Annotated in this window: 18 protein-coding genes; 2 read left to right on the forward strand and 16 right to left on the reverse strand. The window is 41.7% G+C overall.

Annotated elements, in window-relative coordinates; all coding sequences use genetic code 11:
* Positions 1 to 280 precede the first annotated feature (280 nt).
* The gene (locus M0221_RS04000) at positions 281 to 1,564 is read left to right on the forward strand and encodes a TerD family protein (protein ID WP_483284425.1); all 1,284 of its coding nucleotides are present in this window, start codon (positions 281 to 283) and stop codon (positions 1,562 to 1,564) included.
* Between the two features lie 123 nt (positions 1,565 to 1,687).
* Here the strand turns inward: M0221_RS04000 and M0221_RS04005 are convergent, their stop codons facing one another.
* The 11 genes from M0221_RS04005 to queC all read right to left on the reverse strand — a co-directional run bounded on the left by M0221_RS04005 (position 1,688) and on the right by queC (position 14,104).
* Positions 1,688 to 2,296 (reverse strand): TerD family protein, encoded by a 609-nt coding sequence (locus M0221_RS04005; RefSeq protein ID WP_011513115.1) that lies wholly within the window; start codon positions 2,294 to 2,296, stop codon positions 1,688 to 1,690.
* Positions 2,297 to 2,330: 34 nt separating this feature from the next.
* On the reverse strand, positions 2,331 to 3,083 hold the full coding sequence (locus tag M0221_RS04010; protein ID WP_483284426.1) for a TIGR00266 family protein: 753 nt from the start codon (positions 3,081 to 3,083) through the stop codon (positions 2,331 to 2,333).
* A gap of 225 nt (positions 3,084 to 3,308) precedes the next feature.
* The gene (locus M0221_RS04015; protein WP_011280043.1) at positions 3,309 to 3,884 is read right to left on the reverse strand and encodes a TerD family protein; all 576 of its coding nucleotides are present in this window, start codon (positions 3,882 to 3,884) and stop codon (positions 3,309 to 3,311) included.
* Positions 3,885 to 4,368: 484 nt separating this feature from the next.
* Positions 4,369 to 5,436: a DUF475 domain-containing protein gene (locus M0221_RS04020; protein ID WP_011513117.1), complete on the reverse strand. Its 1,068-nt coding sequence runs from the start codon at positions 5,434 to 5,436 to the stop codon at positions 4,369 to 4,371.
* A 274-nt stretch (positions 5,437 to 5,710) separates the two neighbouring features.
* Positions 5,711 to 6,286: a TerD family protein gene (locus M0221_RS04025; protein WP_011513118.1), complete on the reverse strand. Its 576-nt coding sequence runs from the start codon at positions 6,284 to 6,286 to the stop codon at positions 5,711 to 5,713.
* Positions 6,287 to 6,553: 267 nt separating this feature from the next.
* On the reverse strand, positions 6,554 to 8,884 hold the full coding sequence (gene rlmKL, locus M0221_RS04030; RefSeq protein ID WP_483284427.1) for a bifunctional 23S rRNA (guanine(2069)-N(7))-methyltransferase RlmK/23S rRNA (guanine(2445)-N(2))-methyltransferase RlmL: 2,331 nt from the start codon (positions 8,882 to 8,884) through the stop codon (positions 6,554 to 6,556).
* A 185-nt stretch (positions 8,885 to 9,069) separates the two neighbouring features.
* Entirely contained in the window at positions 9,070 to 10,263 is a 1,194-nt protein-coding gene (locus M0221_RS04035) for a mechanosensitive ion channel family protein (protein ID WP_227673075.1), read from the reverse strand.
* A 212-nt stretch (positions 10,264 to 10,475) separates the two neighbouring features.
* Positions 10,476 to 12,011, reverse strand: coding sequence for a dihydrolipoyl dehydrogenase (locus M0221_RS04040; RefSeq protein ID WP_483284428.1), 1,536 nt, complete (start codon positions 12,009 to 12,011; stop codon positions 10,476 to 10,478).
* Between the two features lie 53 nt (positions 12,012 to 12,064).
* Positions 12,065 to 12,562 (reverse strand): peroxiredoxin, encoded by a 498-nt coding sequence (locus tag M0221_RS04045; RefSeq protein ID WP_440826585.1) that lies wholly within the window; start codon positions 12,560 to 12,562, stop codon positions 12,065 to 12,067.
* A gap of 161 nt (positions 12,563 to 12,723) precedes the next feature.
* Positions 12,724 to 13,053, reverse strand: coding sequence for a hypothetical protein (locus M0221_RS04050; RefSeq protein ID WP_011513123.1), 330 nt, complete (start codon positions 13,051 to 13,053; stop codon positions 12,724 to 12,726).
* A gap of 274 nt (positions 13,054 to 13,327) precedes the next feature.
* Positions 13,328 to 14,104: a 7-cyano-7-deazaguanine synthase QueC gene (gene queC / locus M0221_RS04055; RefSeq protein WP_020443065.1), complete on the reverse strand. Its 777-nt coding sequence runs from the start codon at positions 14,102 to 14,104 to the stop codon at positions 13,328 to 13,330.
* 354 nt (positions 14,105 to 14,458) lie between these two features.
* Between queC and ttcA the strand changes: the two genes are divergently transcribed.
* On the forward strand, positions 14,459 to 15,604 hold the full coding sequence (ttcA, locus tag M0221_RS04060) for a tRNA 2-thiocytidine(32) synthetase TtcA (protein WP_483284429.1): 1,146 nt from the start codon (positions 14,459 to 14,461) through the stop codon (positions 15,602 to 15,604).
* Positions 15,605 to 15,712: 108 nt separating this feature from the next.
* Here ttcA and M0221_RS04065 read toward each other — a convergent pair whose 3' ends face one another.
* From M0221_RS04065 to ccoO, 5 genes are all read right to left on the reverse strand, one after another.
* Positions 15,713 to 16,294, reverse strand: a complete 582-nt coding sequence (locus M0221_RS04065) for a FixH family protein (RefSeq protein ID WP_483284430.1) — start codon at positions 16,292 to 16,294, stop codon at positions 15,713 to 15,715.
* 146 nt (positions 16,295 to 16,440) lie between these two features.
* Positions 16,441 to 17,850, reverse strand: coding sequence for a cytochrome c oxidase accessory protein CcoG (gene ccoG / locus M0221_RS04070; RefSeq protein ID WP_483284431.1), 1,410 nt, complete (start codon positions 17,848 to 17,850; stop codon positions 16,441 to 16,443).
* A gap of 440 nt (positions 17,851 to 18,290) precedes the next feature.
* Entirely contained in the window at positions 18,291 to 19,439 is a 1,149-nt protein-coding gene (ccoP, locus tag M0221_RS04075; protein ID WP_483284432.1) for a cytochrome-c oxidase, cbb3-type subunit III, read from the reverse strand.
* Positions 19,439 to 19,618, reverse strand: a complete 180-nt coding sequence (locus M0221_RS04080) for a CcoQ/FixQ family Cbb3-type cytochrome c oxidase assembly chaperone (RefSeq protein WP_011513129.1) — start codon at positions 19,616 to 19,618, stop codon at positions 19,439 to 19,441. Before M0221_RS04080 ends, ccoP begins: the two co-directional genes overlap by 1 nt.
* The gene (ccoO, locus tag M0221_RS04085) at positions 19,618 to 20,256 is read right to left on the reverse strand and encodes a cytochrome-c oxidase, cbb3-type subunit II (protein ID WP_011513130.1); all 639 of its coding nucleotides are present in this window, start codon (positions 20,254 to 20,256) and stop codon (positions 19,618 to 19,620) included. Before ccoO ends, M0221_RS04080 begins: the two co-directional genes overlap by 1 nt.
* Positions 20,257 to 20,265: the final 9 nt, after the last annotated feature.

The following is a 20,265-nucleotide window of genomic DNA, read 5'->3' on the forward strand; positions in this document are numbered from 1 at the left end:
GGTTGTGGATCACTTGATATCGTCATCATAAAGTGATTAGCAATTTAATATATGATCGAACAATTTCAGACATGGCATTTATACATAACGGGCTCTATTATATACAAATGCTAGATGTTATAAATGTTTCCAATTAAATAGCATCAAGGATTTTTACTTTTTTTATGATGTTTTATAAGATGCTGGTTCTGATTAAGGTTGTAATGCCATCCATGCTACTATATGGCGATAGTTAACCTCACTCATATAAGTAAATAATAAATAACGTAAAGGATAAATGATGAGTCAACCTCAAGCTTTAATTGCAGGTGCTAACGCGCCGCTGCCAACGGATAATATTAGCATTCGTATTTTAAGCCAAAATGCCATCGACTGTGCGGCTTATCGTTTGACAGCGGATGGAAAAGTACGTGGCGATGGCGATATGATATTTTATGGGCAGACGCGTAGCGATGATGGTAGCGTGAGCTTTCGCGGTCATGACAGTGATGGATTTTTTGATATCAATCTACCTGCGCAGCCAGCAAATATTGAAAAGATTGCGTTAGCGTTTTCTAGTGCGCAGACGTTGGCTCAAGTCGGCGATGTGGATATTCAAGTACTACAAGGCAGTCAAGTGCTAATAACTTGCCAATTAAGTGCTGTTGGGCGTAATGAAAAAGCTATCATCTTAGCGGAATGTTATCGTCGGCAGGGCAATTGGAAGTTTCGTTTTATCGCTCAAGGTTTTGAAGGTGGCTTAAAACCTTTATCTGAGCATTTCGGTGTAGAGATTGCCGATGAAGCACCAGCTCAAAGCCCTATACAAAATCAGTCACAAGGGCAAGCTCAGCCTATTAATACGCAGCGACCAATCAATACGCAAAAAGCTAGTAGTGCGCCTCAGACAACTACACCACCGCCGATTCCTGCTGGCTCTACCAATCCTTCAATCAACCTAAGTAAAATTACTTTAACCAAAAATCAATCTAGTATCAATCTCAAGAAACGTGATGATTTTGGCAAAATATCGGTCAACCTAGACTGGAACCAACGTCCAGATATCAGCAAGCAAGCACCCAAAAAAGGGCTGCTCGGCGATTTATTTAAGCAGCATAAAGCTGGTGGAATTGATCTCGATGTTGGTGCGATGATTCATCTGAAAAATGGTGAAAAAACGCTTATTCAAGCGTTGGGAAGTCGTTTTGGTAGCCTACAGTCAGCGCCATACGTTCTATTGCGTGCCGATGACAGAACAGGACAGGTAAGCGGCGGTGAATGGCTAGATATCAATGGGCAACAGTGGTCACAGATTGAAGAAGTATTTATCTTTGCTTTCATTTACGAAGGCGCACCAAATTGGGCGCAAACTGATGGGGTAGTGACTATTCATGTACCCGACCAGCCACCGATTGAAACGCGTTTGACAGAAGGTACAGGTAACTTACCGATGTGCGCCATTGCACGTCTGGTCAATCAGCAAGGCAGTATCAACGTTGAACGTATCAACCAATACTTCAAAGGACATCAAGAGATGGACAAAGCTTTTAATTGGGGCTTTAGCTGGAAACGTGGTAGTAAGTAACGACTTTATTTATATACTTTGATAGATATAAAAAATAAGCCCATCTATTGTTAGATGAGCTTATTTTTATGCATAATTCTTGTTAATAATGAGATATCATTTCAAAAATGACACTTATGGATATTAAGCATGCGGGGTGATAGCAGGCATTAAGTCATGGAAAGTGCGACCAGTCGCCGTTTCACCGATGGCATGCATCTTCCACTCATTATTATGACGATAAACTTTTGCCATAATCATCGCCGTATGCGTACCCTGTGAGGACAGATTATAGCGTGCTACTTCAGTATTGTTATTGGCATTGACGATACGGCAAAACGCATTTTCTACTGTCTCAAACGTCTGACCAGTAAAGCTGTTGACGGTAAATACCAAGGATACTACGTTAGCTGGAACTTTTGATAAATCAACATTGATTACTTCATCATCACCATCGCCGTCACCAGTGCGGTTATCACCAGTATGCACGATACTGCCGTCTTTCGATTTTAATTGGCTAAACCAAATGGCATCAACTGGCTGTTTGTTGCTATCAAACATAATGCATGATGCATCTAAATCGATAGAATCGCCGCCACTACCACCACCGAATAATTTACCTAAGAATCCACCTTTTTTATCTTGTGGACCTTGGGCAACGTCCCAGCCTAAACCCAATTTTACTTGAGTAAGCTCGCCGCCCGCTTCTTTGCTTAGGGAGATTTTTTGACCCTTTTGTAAACTAACTGCCATGTGATAATCCTTATAATAGTTGTATGAGAAATTGCTATAAAATATTGCCAAGTAATCCGCTATTGCCGCCGCGACCACCTGAACTGGTGCCCAAGATGCTTTGTAGCCACCCTTGATAGCTGTCACGATTGCGTGAGCAGATAATAACTTTGCCTGAGCCTGAAAAATTGAGTACCATTCCTTCGCCACTGGTGACTGAATTGATAATATTGCTCATGATGCCTTTTTTCTTACTGGTCGATACAGAGAGCTTATAATCAAGCGTTGAATCCCAGCAGACCACATGACCATTATCGATGATGATGTCTTTATCTGGCGTCACATCAATCTCAAATAATGAACCGAAACCCGATACCACTACCTGACCTTGACCTTGCGTCTGCATGACCATAAAGCCGCCAGTATCGCCAAAGACTGCGCCACCTAGATTACGTTGAATATTGGCTCTGATATCGACACCGATTTGCGCCGCGACAAAAGCACCATCGCTCAAGGTGTATTGATGTTTGCCGCAATCAATGATTTGCATATCGCCATCGAGCGTTGGTGCCAGCAAGCAATCACCTTCACCGTTTACCGCTTCAATTTGCTGTTGAAAAAGTGACTCATCGTTAGCAAAACGGCGCATCAATGACTGCATCAGTCCACCTTGCAATTTACCTTTTAGCTCAAGGTTTGATTCCATCATCACCATGGCGTTGGCTTCGCAATAGATTGAGTCGCCTTTTTTAAGATTACAATGTAAAAAAGGTTCGATAGTACCAATTAAGCTAAACGTTGCAGCCATAGGTCAAAAGTCCTTGTTCTAATATTTTTATAAGTCCATCTGTAGAGGGTATAGCAAATAACTTCTGTCAATATCGTTTAGACATTAAATTCATAGCCACTTAAATTTAAAGCCATCAAATGTCTTAAACAACACACTTGATGGCTTATAGATCTCGTAAGTAGCTCGTGAATAAATAGTTACTTACGATAGTTGGCTTGCGACACGATTAAGTCAATGAGACGATTAAACGTTGACGCCATAAGAGGCCGCTAATGGTCCAAGACCACCGCTAAAGCCTTGACCAACCGCGCGGAATTTCCAGTCGCCGCTATGACGATATAACTCACCAAAAATCATCGCTGTTTCAGTACTACCGTCTTCTGATAGGTCATAACGAGCGATTTCAGCATCGCCATTGTCGTTCAAAACACGGATATAAGCGTCGCCCACTTGACCGAAGTTTTGGTTACGAGCTTGACCTTCATAAATGATGGCACAGATAGCAACTTTGCTCACGTCAGCTGGAATGCTTGCAAGGTTGATTTTGATTTTTTCATCATCGCCATCACCTTCACCAGTACGGTTATCGCCTGTATGTTCAACCGCGCCATTGTCTGACTTTAAGTTATTAAAGAAGATAAAATCTTGATCGTTACGTACTTGACCCGCTTCATTGACCAAGAAGCCAATCGCATCTAAGTCAAATTCTTGACCGTCAGTAGCGCGTGGATCCCAGCCTAGACCGACCGTAATATTGGTTAAGCCTGGCGCTTCTTTTGATAAGTTTACGTTCCCGCCTTTTGTTAAGCTAATAGCCATATAAATATCCTTTGGATTAATAATTAAGTGGATTGATTGATAAAAAATGAACTCACATAGTGCAGTGGTCGATATATAGACGCCGTTAGAAAAAATCTATCTGGACGCCATGCCCTGCATATCATTACGATTTACTATACTAAGCGTTTGCTCACTAAGCAAGGCGTATTTTGTGCGCTGATGTTATGTTTACTAACAGATATAGCAATTGTGCAAATCTGATACTTTCTAACCGTCCCGATAACAATCGTTAAGATATTGTTATCAAAAATGAATTTTTTAGATACTGAAGTTGGTATTAAGGTTGCAATATCGAACCTACCAATGAAACAAAACCTTATGATATGAATTACTCATAAAGTAAAAAAGGTATAAAAAACAGGTCATACCAATCGCTTGATATAACCTGTCATAACTACGATTTTTTACTAAAGCGCTTTTTCTTAATTTGAACGTAGCGTTTAAACTTGAGCTAAAATTAACACTAAGTAATCGCCTTCGCTTGTTGCTTGCGATGCTTAAGTGAAGCAAGCAATGCCCAACCGATAAAGGCAATACCAATCAAACCAGTAATAATCTCTGGTACATGGAATTTCACTGATAGCAGCATAATAATTGCCAAAGCACCAATGGCATAATGCGCACCATGCTCTAGATAGATGAACTCATCAAGTGTGCCTTTGTCTACCAAGAAAATAGTCATCGAACGCACAAACATGGCACCAATCGCCAGACCTAACATAATCACAATAACGTCATTGGTGATTGCAAATGCGCCAATCACACCATCGAAACTGAATGAAGCATCAAGAACTTCTAAGTATAAGAAACCGATAATACCGCCCTTCATAATCGCGCTGGTCGCTGCGGCGCCTGAACCCTTTTCTTCATTTTCTAAGTCTTCCTCAAGGTCACCCTCGAGCATACCAGAGATAACTTGGACACCAAGATAGACCAAGATACCCCAAACACCCGCAATCAGTACGGCAGAAGCTTGCTCCGCACTGGCCCAAGATACAGCGAACATCAGGACAATTAGAGCGACAAACACGCTCATGGCATCGACTTTGCCAAGCTTTGCTAAGCGGCTCTCAAGCCAGTTAAACCAATGCACTTCTTTATCATCAAAGATAAAGTTTAAGAAGACGAGTAACAAGAAGATACCACCAAAGGCTGATATTTCAGCATGATGTGCCATCAGTCTTGCTGAGTATTCTTTAGGGTCGTTCAATGCCAAATCTATCACTTGCATCATGCCAAGGTCTGCGGTAACCGCAACGATGACAATTGGGAATACCAAGCGCATACCGAATACAGCAATTAAAATACCAACGGTTAAAAATATTTTTTTCCAAAACTCGTCCCAGCCTTTAAGGACTGAGGCGTTGACCACTGCATTATCAAAGGATAATGAAATCTCCATGACGGCCAAAATAGCAGTAATAGAAAGGGTGGTTATCAAACCGCCCATACCGCCATGTGAATATCCCCACCATGCAGCTACCATCAATGCGATAGCTGTGAAGATGAAGTCTAAATAAAAATGTCTCATGACACATCCTGTCTGGTTGCGTAAAGCTAAGGTTGTCTATTATAGACGCAGCATAAAAAAAGTGGCTATCGCTAGCCACTTCTCCATGTGTGATTTTTAATAAAATATAAAGTATTATCAGTCATTTGGCTATTAAAGATTGTGACTATTTTGCAACCATATTTTACAGCCAATAGTGAGGCATAATGGCTTTAGGTTTTGGACCTACTTATCATCTAATGGATGGTTTTAGCACGGGCTAAATATCGATTTAGATAGTAGTTTAAATAACAGTTTAAATAACGACACCATATTGCTGGCACATCGCCTGTAAGCCACCAGAGTAACCTTGACCAACGGCGCGGAATTTCCATTCTGCATTGTGGCGATAGACTTCTCCAAATACCATTGCTGTCTCAACAGAGTAGTCTTCTGCTAAATCAAAACGGACCACTTCAGCACCCGTTTCTTCATTCACAACGCGAATAAAGGCATTGGCAACTTGACCGAAGTTTTGGCTACGAGCCGCTGCATCATGAATAGTGACTGTAACAACGATTTTATCGACATCGGCAGGTACTTGCGTTAGGTTGACTTTGACGACTTCGTCATCACCGTCGCCTTCGCCTGTACGGTTATCACCAGTATGCTCTACTGCACCATTGTCAGACTTGAGTTGGTTATAAAAGATAAAGTCATGGTCGCCGCGTACTTTGCCAGCGGCATTTAATAAGAATACGCTTGCATCAAGATCGAATTCGGCACCAGAGGTTGCACGCTCATCCCAACCAAGACCAATAAGCAGCTTAGTTAAGTTTGGATCCGTTTTGGTTAGCGATAAATTACCGCCTTTATTTAGAGATAATGCCATGGAATGGTCCTTGTTATTTATTGGAGTAGGGTGGACTGCACGTTTACAACGGTAAAAGTAATAACTATTTTGAGACCGTCAGTTCAAAATAGTGCTGTGTCGCTTTTGAATTAGATACGCTATACCAGCGATAATGGGATTCAATAAAGATAAAACGATCGCTAGTAGCTCTCTATCATACCAACAAAAAATGACCCAATCAAAGCTGATTGGGTCATTGTTATGTTTTATAGCAAGTTAGGCGTCAAAGCTAAGATTTAGTATTTGTTATAGACTCTGACGATGACGAATCTCAAAGCTTTGATGAATCGGTTTTTTGATATCAAAATCAAAACCAATGGTTTTTTGGGTAATGTCGATGATGTCATAACGCTCAGTCAGCTGTTCATCCAACTCAAAACGGGTAAAGTTATTAGAGAAGTATAAGATGCCATCTGCCGTTAAGCGGTTCATCGCGCGGTTGATTAGTGCAGCATGGTCACGCTGGACATCAAAGGTACCTTGAAACTTTTTAGAGTTTGAAAAGGTTGGCGGATCAATAAAGATAATATCGAATTGTTCCGTATTGTCTTTGATCCACTCAAAAATATCGGCAGCAACGAATTGATATTTATTACCACTGACATTTAAGCCATTTAAAGCAAAGTTTTGTTTGCCCCAATCCAGATAGTTCTGTGATAAATCAACGCTGGTGACTTTTTTAGCGCCCGCCAATGCCGCATGCACACTCGCCGTACAAGTATAAGCAAATAAGTTCAATACCGATTTATTACGACTGTTGTCTTTGATACGCGCACGCATATTGCGATGGTCAATAAATAGACCCGTATCGAGATAATCGGTGAAATTGACATAAAGATAAGCACCATCTTCGCGGGCAATATAAAACTTGCCACGCTTTTCGGTATTGCCTTGTTTACTATATTGATCATTACCGGATTGACGAGCACGGGTTTTAATAAAGATTTGTTCGCGGTTAATACCGAACACTTCACGAATACCCATTAATGCCAAATTAAAGCGTTTTTTGGCGGTTTCTGGTGGAATGGTCTTTGGCGGCGCGTACTCTTGTACATGGGCATAATCACCATATAAGTCGATCGCCACTTTGAAATCAGGCAGGTCAGCATTGTAGACACGGATATTACTCACGTTGTCTTTTTTAGCCAATTTCTTTAGTCGGGTCAGGTTTTTTTGCAAACGATTGATAAAATCTTGACCGTCTTCAACTTCAATTTCACGTTTCTCAAAGCGGCTAACGAGATTCCCTGTCTGACCAGCAATCAAGGTGCCATAGCGGAAATACACAGTAATAGCACCATTATGACATCGCAATGTTTTTGGCTCTCTAATCGGCAAAATATCGACTTGCTCAACATGCGACGCCAATATACCAAGCATCGGGTCAATACCACTACCGGCAAAGCTGTCTTGTAGGATAAGCCCAATCGATTGATATAACGGCTTAATCATTTCTTCATCACCCAGACGCTCACCATAAGGTGGGTTGGTGATAATCAAAGGATTGCTCAAACGACCGTCAGCAACCAAAGGTTTTAATAGCGTGCTTAGCTGATCAAGGGCGCGTGTTTCGATATCGAGTAGCGGTAACAGGTCTTGTAAACCAGCAGCAATCAGATTCTTTTCTGTGGCAATGATAGCGCCATTATCGGCATCAAATCCAAAGATAAGCGGTAATGTATCTGGCTGCTCATTAGCAATCTCTAATGCTGCACGGAAACGCGTTTGTGCATCATCAATCATTTCTTGCCATAAGATCTTGTCATGATGCTGCCATTCATAAAAACCAAACTGATTGGCGGCTTTATCGATACCGACGGCATAATCGCAATGCATGAGGAGCGCTTCAATGATAAAGGTACCAGAACCACACATCGGGTCGATTAGCGCATTATAAAAAGGCGCATCACCTGCTTCGTTTTTCTTATGCCAGCCTGCGCTATAAAGTAGCGCCGCTGCTAAGTTCTCTTTTAGTGGTGCTTCTGTCATTGCAACGCGATACCCACGGCGATGCAAGCTGGTACCTGACAAATCTAGATATAACTCAGCTTGCTTATCATTGACGGTCGCAAAAACAGAAAAGTCTGGGTTTTTACTATTGACGTTAGGGCGGCTCTCATACACTTCGTTAAAGGTATCCGCAATCGCATCTTTAATACGTAGCATGGCAAACTGTTGGCTGACAGCCACACGTTTATCAACAGACAGACGAATCGCAAAGGTTTGCTCTAGGCTAAATTGCTCTGTCCAATTGACCGATTTCGCCAAACCATACAGCTGCTCAGCCACATCATATTCGGCATTGATATTTTTGCGTTTAATCAGCATTAATACGCGCGATGCCACGCGCGACCAAAGACAGATCTTATATAAATCACGCAAGGTACCCGTAACAGCAAGGCGACCGGTACTCTTTATCTCACTTGCAATACCAAAACTGGTCAGCTCAGTCTGTAGCGGTGCTTCTAACCCATCGGCGCAGGTGATGATAAGGTCAAGCGACAATACCTGTGAAGATGCTTGTGAAGATGGTTGCGAAGACGCTGTGGATGAGGCGAGCGCGGTTGTTTCGGTCATACGGATACCTGTGGGCTAAATTGATAAATAGTGCACATCATAAAATAAGATGTTTAACCGCTAATTTTACCATAATTCTATAGCGGATGGTTTAAAGCGCTGATGTTTAAGAAAGCGATGATTAAAAGATGTCTATTTGAAAGTACTTTATATGGCATATAAATGCTAAATAAGTTGCAAGGATATTAATGCTGGTCTTTGTTCAGCGCTAATGACTCCGAAACAGTTTGCGCGGTCGTTGCCAATGGCTTGGGTTTGGTCACAATCGGATAGACGTCTTCTCTTGGCATAAGTAGGCGCATATGAGGATAAGGGGTCGAGATATCAGCGGCATCAAAAGCGCGTTTGATATTCTCTCGTAAATCTTCTTTGATTTTGGGCATACGAGCAACTGCCGCTGGTTTGACCCAAAAGCGTACAATAAAATATACGCCATACTCGCCAATCTCTGCCACGGTCGCAGAAGACTCAGGTCGGTTGAGGACCGCCTCACTATCAGACAGTACCTGCAAAATCTCATCACGTGCTTTATCAATATCATCTTCAAAAGCAATACGCATCTGAATATCAAAGCGTATAAAGTTTTTGGAGGTCAGGTTGGTAACGACAGAGGAGGCCACATTCGAATTGGGTATGATGACCGTAATATTATCACGAGTTAAGACGTGGGTCGTACGTAAGGCAATCACCACCACGCGCCCTTCATTGTCATTGATATTGACCCAGTCACCAACTTGAAAGGACTGCTCAAGCAAAATGGTAATACCTGCGATAAAATTGGCAAGCGTTGACTGCGCGGCAAAGCCGACCGCCAAACCAGCAATACCCAGACCTGCTACTAAAGAGACGATATCAAAGCCAAACTGTGCCATGACGCTGGCAAGCCCTAATACTAGTAATAGCACAGATAAGATATTCTTAAGCAGCTGCTCAATAGAGGCGTTTAGCCCATAGTGCTGTAGTATTTTATGGACAATTTGTCCAGATGATGTCCATAGCACGTAATATATCCCTGCCCATGTACTGGCTTTGGCAGTGGCTTTAATGGTATCTGGCTCAAAATTCAGCTGACTCATAATAGCAATGACACTGGTCACAGCCCATACATAACGCAAGATTGAGCGGGCAATTTTAGCCCGGCGCTCATTCAGACGAATGCGTGCTTTGCTTTTTTTTAGTACATAAATAGCAAGCCAATACATAAACCCCGATATCGCAAGCAGTATTAGAATTTTGATGCCAGTGCTCACCAGTTCTACTGATTTAGACGACCAATCTAAGGTGCCTTCCTCGATAGAGCCACCAATGGCAAGAAAAAGGCTGGTATGTAGGTCACGAGCAATCTCTTGAAAAAATTCAGTAATACTAGCGATTGCCATTATCTTATCCATGAAAGGTGTGGTTCTAAAAAATATTACTCTGTATTAATAGGATTTTAACCGTATCATTATAAATAAAACCGCTTTTACCAAATACTGCTTTAACCATATAAAGTAGCTTACGTCCTGACGGCAAATCAAGTTTAGATCTTCTGAAGTCAGCGCTAGTAGGTCTACTCCATTACCTTTAAAACAGAGCATTTAACAGTTGATTAAGAATTGTTTTGATGAATATCAAGCGACTGATACGGTATTTCCATCAAATCCTGAACATCACGCAAGGCGGTACGCAAGCCTTCTATGATAGTAGGATGGTAAAAAGGCGTATCAAGCATGTCTTTAATACTCAAGTCATTAGTAATCGCCATTGCTAAGATATGCCCGATGTATTCTGCATCTGGACCAACCATGCTTGCACCCAAGATTCTGTCTGTTTTTTTGCAGCCATAAATATGCAATAGACCACAGTTAACACCCATGACGCGGCTACGACCTTGATTGTCGAAGCTGACTTTCCCAATCACATGCTCAAGTGTTGAATCTTCTTGGATTTCCGGTAAAGACATACCAACATTGACGATTTGTGGTGAGCTAAATACGATGGAAAATGGCGTTGCAGGCGGACGAATATAAGCATCCTTTTTATTGTCACAGACCATACTGCCGGCGCTAAAACCTTCATCGCTTGCTACATGCAGCAAGGGAATATTAGCATTGGCATCACCAACGATATAAACGTCTAAATCACCGATTTTACCAGTTTTTTTGTCCAGCTGCTGTGGGCGATTTTTTTCATCAAGTTCAACGCCTAGGTTTTCAACACCCAATGCCTCTATATTATTACGTCGACCAGTCGCGACCAGTACGTAATCACCTTGCCATTGTTGTACTTCGCCAGCGCTGTCTTCATAGTCAATAAAGGCAACAGTGCTGTTTTTATTTATGCTTTTATCGCTATTTTCATCTGATCTTTGACCGACATCAGTAATTTTGCTGCCCAAGTGCATGGTCAGCTCACGACTTAGGCAATCAATGGCTTTGTTATTGATGTCTTCGTCTTTTAGACCAGCAACGCGTTTGGCGCGATTAAATACCGTTACCTTGACACCCAATCGCGTGAAAGCTTGGGCAAGTTCTAAACCTATAGCACCTGCGCCAATCACAGCCATAGATTTTGGTAAGTCGGCTAACTCAAAGACAGCATCTGAGGTCAGCATAGTATCACCAAGCTTATCTTCCCAGCCATCTGGAATAAAGGTCGAGCTGCCAGTGGCGACAATGATTTTATCTGCTTTGATCAATTCATCATTGACCTCAATCAAGCCTTGCTTATTAATATAAGCCCGTCCCGCTATCTTACTATCCTCAGGCCAGCTATCGACTTGTTTTTCGATGTAGCTGGCAAAATGATCACGCTCAGCGCGCACCCGTTCCATCACCTGTTTGCCATCTATGCGAGCAGTGGCATGTACGCCAAACTCGGCAGAATGATTGGCATCATGAGCGCGGTCAGCAGCTGCAATGAGTAGCTTGCTTGGCATGCAACCTACCGCAATACAAGTCGTTGTCCAAAAGCCATCATTGATAATAATGACATCTTCTAGGAATTTTTTTGCTTGGCGAAAAGCGTTTTGTCCGGCAGTCCCAGCACCAATGACCGCAACAGATACCTTGCGAGTCACGTTTTGATGAATGTTATGATCAAAGGGAGCAGAAGAATCAGAGGCGGTATCAGGCTGTTTATTCATAGTATTCTCAAATAAAAATAGTTTTAAGGTTTATCGTAAGATCGATTAAAAGACTAAGGCGCAAGCGTAGTTAATAAACGCTCAGTATAATCTTTTGCTTTAAGGTTACGCTGTGCATGAGTGAGCGTACCATTTTTATCAAAGATAAACGCCGAACGTACAAGACCTAGAGTAATATTGCCATACATGTTCTTTTCTTTAATCACATCAAAATAGTGGCAGAGTTTTTCATCGGCATCACTGATAAGTGGAATATGTAGATTATATTTGCTAATAAAGTTTTCATGTGATTCAACGCTATCACGTGAGACGCCAATAATGTCGTAACCTAAATCATCAAATTCGTTAAGATGGGCGGTAAACTCAGTTGCTTGTGTGGTACAGCCAGGTGTATTGTCTTTTGGGTAAAAATAAAGGATAAGTCCTTTGCTGGTGTTGGCGACCAGCTCTTTTAGGCTAATATCATCATGAATGAAATGACCATCTAACTCACGTACGATAGTGACTGGAAAATCAGGTAGAGTAATGGTTTCTGTGGTTGGCTTTGCCATCATAAAATCCTTATTTATTTTGATTGCGGTTATATTATTATTGGTCATCCCATTATAGGCAGATTCATAGAAATAAATCCTCGATTTTACACATCACTTATGGATGAGCAACAAAAAAGACTGGCAATGGCCAGTCTTTTATATATCTAAAAATTTAAAGATTAAGCAGGTTTTTGTGGCTGTTTTAAGTCCAAACCAACGGTACACTGTTGCAAATCTTTTTGCATTTTTTTCACATACGAGAGGCTTGATGGGTCTTTTTTACTTTGCGCATAGCTCTCAATCTCCCACATCTGACCAATGGTCATATTGCTACGGACACCGATCGTGCAATCACAAAGCTTGGTTGCGGTGCTCTTGTCAGCGACTTTATATTTGACCGCGCCATTAACGCAAGTATTGATATTATTCTGCTTAATATCAACAGCGTTCGCTTGTGGCATGGCAAATAGTGCAGCAAGAGCTAGGGGTAGTACTGGCAAAAATTTCATAAATATCCTTTTACATGTGACAGCGATAACTTGAATTTTTTATAAATGAATTCGATTTTGTACAAATGATAAAATATTACTTCTAATAAAACGTTGCTACTTTGATGAGCATTTATATCTTGTGGTAGATAAAGTGGCTCATACCATAGCAATGATTGTATTTAAAATACAACGGTAGCGTGCTGTGTTAATGCAAGCGAATGTTTCGCCAATGTTTAATTGCCTTTATTTTAAGACCGTTTATTCATGTTCTAAGGCGAAACTTCTAAAATCATTACTGATAATGGGTAGGGTCGGCAACGCCTGCCTGAGCGAACCCTTGACGACGCAGCGCGCAGCTATCACAAACGCCGCAGGCAAGACCATTGGCATCTGCTTGATAACAAGAAATTGTTTGTCCGTAATCAACCCCTAGCGACAGACCCAGCTCGATGGTTTTGGCTTTCGATAATTGTTGTAGCGGGGTTTGAATCGATAAGTGATGACCGGTAACGCCCGCTTTGGTAGCAAGATTTGCCATATGTTGGAAAGCGGCAATATACTCAGGACGGCAATCAGGATATCCTGAATAATCGACTGAACTGACACCAATGACGATATGGTTTGAATCAGTTACTTCAGCGACTGCTAGGGCATAAGATAAGAAGATGGTATTGCGCGCTGGCACATAAGTGTTTGGAATCGCGTCATTATCAATCTCATCACGCTTTTTGTCTGGGAATTTATCCGTATCACCATCAGGCACAATCATACTGTGATCCGTTAGTGATGAGCCACCCAGTTGGGCGATATCGATATCAATAATTCTGTGATTAACGCCTGCAGTTTCAGCGATTGCTTTGGCAGCGACCAGCTCACTATTATGACGTTGACCATAATCAAAGCTGACTGCAGTTACTGACGCATAACGGGCCTTTGCCCAATATAGACAAGTCACTGAATCAAGCCCACCTGATAGCAGTACGACCGCATTTTGGCTTTTATGCAGCTCATTTAATTGGGTATCGTTTTCTTGATCAGCAGAAGAGGTTGGCAGAGCAGTATTTGTCATAATGGCATCTATTATTGGTTAGCGAAAAACGCCTATTTTAGCAAAAATTCTACCATTACAGAACCTTGAAAGCAGCATTAAAACGTCATGCAAGTAATAGTATAAAGTTTAGGAAATCGATAATTAGTAGCTTTAGATAAGCAGTCGCATTTAAGACGATAATTTAATGTCATCTTTTCAATCTGTTAGCAAATTTTGTTATAATCGCTGCTGTTTTAAATCATGTTTGAAGCGTTGCCTTATGAAGCATCATTGTTAGCCATACGCAGATAGCTTTTATTGCAGCCTTTTGAATAAATCGATTGATTATCTCTTTTGAAGTAACGCCATTCTTGTCAAGATATTGAGTAACTTATGACTGCAGCAACCTTATTTACACCATCAATCACGCCTCAGTTTGACAAGGCTTCTATCGATACTGATGTGAATCATCATGATAAAACAACTGATATCGAACAGATGTTATATGATGATATCGATGACAGAAATGATGATTTTATGGATGAGCAAGCAGATAACATATTGGCTGATACGCAATCACTGACCGAGTCGGTTCACTTTCGGAAATTGCAAAAGAAGCTTCGTCGTCAAGTATCATGGGCGATTCGCGACTTTAATATGATTGAAGATGGCGATGTGGTGATGGTTTGCGTATCAGGCGGTAAAGACAGCTATACGTTGCTCGATATCTTGCTGCTATTAAAACGTATCGCCCCGATTCATTTTGATATTGTTGCGGTCAATCTTGACCAAAAGCAGCCCGGCTATCCAGAAGAGGTGTTGCCCGCTTATCTAAACAAGCAGGGCATCGCTCATTATATTCTGGAAAAAGATACTTATAGTATTGTCAAAAGCGTGGTGCCAGAAGGGAAAACTTATTGCTCGGCGTGTTCACGTCTGCGTCGTGGCTCACTGTATGGTTTCGCTAAACAAATCGGTGCGACCAAGATTGCGCTTGGGCACCATCGCGATGATATGTTGGCGACTTTCTTTTTGAACTTATTCCATGGCGGCGCGTTGAAATCGATGCCGCCCAAATTACTCAGTGATGACAAGCAAAACATGCTTATCCGTCCACTGGCTTATGTGGAAGAAAAAGACATCATTGAATATGCGAGCCTAAAAGAATTCCCGATTATTCCGTGTAATCTCTGTGGCAGCCAGACCAATCTGCAACGGGCCATTATTAATGACATGCTACGAGAATGGGACGATGCCCATCCCCAGCGCCTAGCGTCTATTTTTAAAGCGATGCAAAATGTTGCGCCCTCGCAATTGGCAGATAGAGAGCTGTTTGATTTTGAGACATTAAGTCTGGATCGTGATGATAACGAGCGTTTGTTTGAAGGTGACAATATCCAAGCGGGGCAAATAGAGAGTCTGGCTGAGATTGGTTTGCCAGTATCACCAGAAACGCAGATATTCAATCCAGACTTTGCTAATGCAGAAAAGGGCAGCCGTGCGCCGAAAAAGATCCCAACGATTAATCCAGTGATTTGATGATTTGATGATTTAATGATCTGATACCGTTTACTTTCTTCAAATAAAAAAACCAGCTCATGATAGGTTCATGGCTGGTTTTTTTATTTTAATCATACTTTGAACAGTTTAGCTTTCGCCAAATACTGGTAGAGGATCAAAGCTAACCTCTGAGCGTGGTAACTTAGCAACATCTTGCATGCGCCAATCGTCTTTACCTTTATGACTTACTTGTAAATAATATTTTGCTTTAAGAGGATCTATATTTACTTGGGCGCTATATTTATTACCTTCTAGATGCTTTAACACAGCATCACGGTCTTTTTTGATGTCAGTGGCATGAGATATAGACAAATCCAGTGTTTCAGGATAGCTAAGTGGACTGCCATTAATCAGTTTGCCCGACTGTAAACTTTGCTCAGGATAATTCAGATAAAACACAACATCGCCATTATCTGCAAATTGCATTTGTCCATGCAAGTCTAAATCATAGGTCAACTTGTCACGTGACACATCATGATAAAGGGTTTTACCATCCATATACCAGTCGTCGCGTACCACGCTATCACGAATCTGATAAGAGTAATAAACAAACCAGATGCAAGCAATGACGACAAAAGCTGGCATACCAATGACAAAGATAACCACCATATAGTTTTTATACCATGGCTGGCTGTCTTGATGCTTAAAATTTGGGGCTGGACTGGACATAACATACCTATTAATCAGATATCTAGTAACCGTATCAACGGATAAAGCTGACAGCCAAAAGCTGCCAAGGTAAGGTAACTCAATCACCAGTGAGCTATCAAGCGGTAACTCACTGGTAGGTATCATTTAACAATGAATATTAATACTTACTGACCTTGAGTGGTGAAAACATTCTGCTTACTAACATGATATTTGCCGTCTTCACTACTGACATTCAAAGTCACGGGTGTTTGACCAAATTCAATCACATCAGGGTCGCCATAGATACTAACTGGCATATCAAAGCTTTCACCGGCATCTAACGGCACATCGTTAAAGCGAATCTCCAAGCTCAAACCCTCTTGCGGTGCGAGCGTTATTTTATAAGTATGGGCATCTTGGGTTTTATTGGTCAACTTAACGATATAACTGTTTTCAATCATGCCTTGCTGATTCAATGAAGACAACTGATTGCGGTCACGCCGTATATCAATCTCTAAGGGCACACGGTCATTCAAAGCGTATAAAACACCGCCACAAAGTATCGTGAGAAGTGTTAAGTAAGCGAAGAAACGAGGGCGAAAGACACGGCTCTTCTCTTTTTCAGCCAATTGACGCTCTGTGGTATAACGGATAAGTCCGCGTGGATAGCCCACTTTATCCATTATCTCATTACAAGCATCCACACAGGCGGCGCATTGAATACAAGCTACTTGTAATCCATCACGAATATCAATCCCAGTAGGGCAGACCTGTACACACATCTGACACTCGATACAGTCACCTAAATTCTCAGGGTTGGTGCCTTTTTTGCGAGCACCGCGAGGCTCGCCGCGCTCATAATCATAAGAAACCACCAAGGTATCTTTATCAAACATCACACTTTGAAAACGACCATAAGGGCAGATTTGGATACACATCTGCTCGCGCATATAACCTGCATTGACGTAGGTCGAAAATGCAAAAATAAATACTGATACCCAAATCCACGTCGCCCAATCAGGGAAGGGGATAAAACCAATCATCTGCCAGCTATTGTATAGAGCATCTGTACCCGATACATAACTTACAAAGGTTGTGGCGGTAATCATGGAAAACACAAACCAGATGAAATATATCAAGAAACGTTTAAAAGCCTTGGTTGTGCTCATTGGTTCTTTATCAAACTTAATGCGTTTATTACGATCGCCAATCACCCATTTTTCTACATATTGAAATAAATGCGTCCAAATGGTCTGGGGACAAGCATAGCCACACCAAACTCGCCCTGCATAGACTGTTACCATAAATAAGGCGAAGGCTGCAATGATAGCAAAGGCGGCAATAAAATAAAAATCCTGCGTCAAAAATGTCATGCCAAAAATATAATAATGCTGCGATGGCACATCAAACCAAATAGCTTGTCGTCCGTTATAGCGCAACCACGGCAACAGCAAAAAAGCCGCTAAAAGTGCATACATCGTAATAACACGAATGTTTTGATAGAAACCAGTCACAAATCGTGGATGGACACGATGCTTTGTAGCATCAAGATCTACTTGCTGTACAGGGATTTTATTAGATTGTGGTGCTGACATAAACGTGCCTCTTTAAAAAAAGAATCAGTCTGCTGGCATGGGTAACAAACATCTATTATAAAAATAAGATAGGTGGATGTGCGGTGTTATCAATGTCAGTAAGTAGAGAGATAAAAATTAAAATACCTTTAATTCGTCTACCAAATGAGGGATGATCAATAATTGGCAAAAAAGCTGAAATGGCTCTGTCACCAATGTCTTATGGTCTAACTATTTTAACATTCTCCCTACTATAAATGGGGTGAGAGTGTTAAAAAGCAATATCTATATGAGGGCTATTACGCTACAAATAGTTGTACTGCTAAAAGCCATAATTGATGACAAAGCTTAAATATTTTTAATAAAAAAGAGAGGACTGTAATGACAGACCTCCCTTTATCTAAATCTACTCGTCAATGAGATAGCTGCTAACCAAGTAACTATAGTTAAAATTAACCGTATTAGTTAACCGTCTTCGCTGTACTTGCCACTTGTTTTGGCATTGCAGCAACAACAGAAGTTGCCTTAGCAGCAGGTTGAACAGTTCTATCTGATAATGAATATACGTAGGCAGCAAGCAACATAATACGTTCATTACCTAGCTTGGTTTCCCACTCAGGCATCACACCTGCACGACCATAACGTAATGTTTCTCGAATAGTCTCGCGATCGCCACCATATAACCAGATATTATCTGTTAAGTTTGGCGCACCCGCTGAAATCATACCTTTACCCTCTGGACCATGACAAAGCACACAGTTGGTAGGTTCTTTAAAGATAGCTTCACCTTGAGCAACTTGGGCTTTATCAAGCTCGTAACCGGGTTGGTTACCAGATAGTGACAACACATATTCAGAAACAGCACGAATACCATCTTCACCAAGTTGATCACGCCATGCAGCCATACCGCCGACGCGACCATTATGTAACGTCGTTAAGATGTTTGACGCTTCGCCGCCATATAACCAATCATTATCGGTTAGATTTGGATAACCTGTAGCACCTTTGGCGTTTGAGCCATGACAGACCGCACAGTTCTGTAAGAATAAGCGACTACCGACTTTTAACGCATTCGGGTTTTCAGATAGCTTTTCTACATAAGGTGACAGTTCTGCAATTTTCTCATCAATTTGAGCTTGCAGATCTGCAGGCGGCTTTTCACTGCGACGCATAGTCGCTTGCATCTCAGACAAGCTGGCTAGGGTCTTAGTAGCACCGCTGGCATCTGCTTTTGCCAAAATATTTTTCTCAAAGTTATCCGTAAATACTTTGTTGTTACTCTCAAGCTCACTGTAAAGCTCGTTTTTAGAGGTCCATGGCAAAGTTTTGCCATCGACTTCTACGGTTGTGATGCCTTCCCATTTTGAGGGGAAAATACCTGGAAAGAATACCCAGTAAGCAACACCCCAAATGATTGATCCAAAAAATATCACTAGCCACCATTTAGGCAGCGCTTTATCATATTCTCGAATACCGTCGTATTCATGCCCTGTGGTACCATCGTCTTCTACTTCTGGTTTGAATTTTAAGACCATTAGTAAAATACCGAGGATAAACGCCCAGCACATGATACTTAGTATAGTTATCCAAGAACTCCAAAAGAATGTCATCATTTATCCTTATCGCGCTGCTCGTCAGACAGAGATTTAATATCCTCGTCATCAAGCGCAAGTTGTGCATCTTCTTCGAAGCGTTTTTTGTTTTTTGGCGAATACGCCCACCATGCAACACCTACGAAGGCAATAAAGGCAGAAACGGTCGCAATTGTTTGTAATTCACCAATACCCATTAGCGCTGTCCTTCCATTGCGGTACCTAACTGCTGAAGGTAGGCAACCAAAGCATCAAGCTCAGTAGCACCAAGCACAGCATCTGGAGCGCCTTCGATATCTTCTTCAGTATAAGGCACACCGAAGCGATCACGGAAGAGACGCATTTTGGCTTGAACATTAGAACCATTCACTTCATTGGTCGCAAGCCATGGGAAACCAGGCATGACTGATTCAGGCACTAATGAACGTGGATCAATCAGATGTTGTCTTTGCCAATCTTCAGAATAACGTCCACCCACACGTGCTAAATCAGGACCAGTACGTTTTGAGCCCCAAAGAAAAGGGTGATCCCACGTTGATTCGGCAGCACGTGAGTATGGTCCATAACGCTCAACTTCAGCACGTAATGGACGTACCATTTGGGTATGGCAGACATGACAACCTTCACGAATGTAGATGTCACGACCTTCAAATTCAAGCGCAGTCCAAGGCTCCATAGAAGGGAGAGGAGTGTTCACACCACCTTCTTCAGCACCTCTATAATCGTATATCAGCGGTACAATCTCAACGAGCGTTGCAAAGCTAATAGCGATAACGATACCGATGACCAACAAGCCTGTATTTTTTTCAATAATTTCATGCGGTGTACCAGCCATGATCGCTCC

The sequence above is a fragment of the Psychrobacter sp. ANT206 genome, from assembly GCF_056880555.1.

Coding starts and splice junctions, on each gene's coding strand:
- M0221_RS04000 (WP_483284425.1), top strand. CDS start 281: ATGAGTCAACCTCAAGCTTTAATTGCAGGTGCTAACGCGCCGCTGCCA.
- M0221_RS04005 (WP_011513115.1), bottom strand. CDS start 2,296: ATGGCAGTTAGTTTACAAAAGGGTCAAAAAATCTCCCTAAGCAAAGAA.
- M0221_RS04010 (WP_483284426.1), bottom strand. CDS start 3,083: ATGGCTGCAACGTTTAGCTTAATTGGTACTATCGAACCTTTTTTACAT.
- M0221_RS04015 (WP_011280043.1), bottom strand. CDS start 3,884: ATGGCTATTAGCTTAACAAAAGGCGGGAACGTAAACTTATCAAAAGAA.
- M0221_RS04020 (WP_011513117.1), bottom strand. CDS start 5,436: ATGAGACATTTTTATTTAGACTTCATCTTCACAGCTATCGCATTGATG.
- M0221_RS04025 (WP_011513118.1), bottom strand. CDS start 6,286: ATGGCATTATCTCTAAATAAAGGCGGTAATTTATCGCTAACCAAAACG.
- rlmKL (WP_483284427.1), bottom strand. CDS start 8,884: ATGACCGAAACAACCGCGCTCGCCTCATCCACAGCGTCTTCGCAACCA.
- M0221_RS04035 (WP_227673075.1), bottom strand. CDS start 10,263: ATGGCAATCGCTAGTATTACTGAATTTTTTCAAGAGATTGCTCGTGAC.
- M0221_RS04040 (WP_483284428.1), bottom strand. CDS start 12,011: ATGAATAAACAGCCTGATACCGCCTCTGATTCTTCTGCTCCCTTTGAT.
- M0221_RS04045 (WP_440826585.1), bottom strand. CDS start 12,562: ATGGCAAAGCCAACCACAGAAACCATTACTCTACCTGATTTTCCAGTC.
- M0221_RS04050 (WP_011513123.1), bottom strand. CDS start 13,053: ATGAAATTTTTGCCAGTACTACCCCTAGCTCTTGCTGCACTATTTGCC.
- queC (WP_020443065.1), bottom strand. CDS start 14,104: ATGACAAATACTGCTCTGCCAACCTCTTCTGCTGATCAAGAAAACGAT.
- ttcA (WP_483284429.1), top strand. CDS start 14,459: ATGACTGCAGCAACCTTATTTACACCATCAATCACGCCTCAGTTTGAC.
- M0221_RS04065 (WP_483284430.1), bottom strand. CDS start 16,294: ATGTCCAGTCCAGCCCCAAATTTTAAGCATCAAGACAGCCAGCCATGG.
- ccoG (WP_483284431.1), bottom strand. CDS start 17,850: ATGTCAGCACCACAATCTAATAAAATCCCTGTACAGCAAGTAGATCTT.
- ccoP (WP_483284432.1), bottom strand. CDS start 19,439: ATGACATTCTTTTGGAGTTCTTGGATAACTATACTAAGTATCATGTGC.
- M0221_RS04080 (WP_011513129.1), bottom strand. CDS start 19,618: ATGGGTATTGGTGAATTACAAACAATTGCGACCGTTTCTGCCTTTATT.
- ccoO (WP_011513130.1), bottom strand. CDS start 20,256: ATGGCTGGTACACCGCATGAAATTATTGAAAAAAATACAGGCTTGTTG.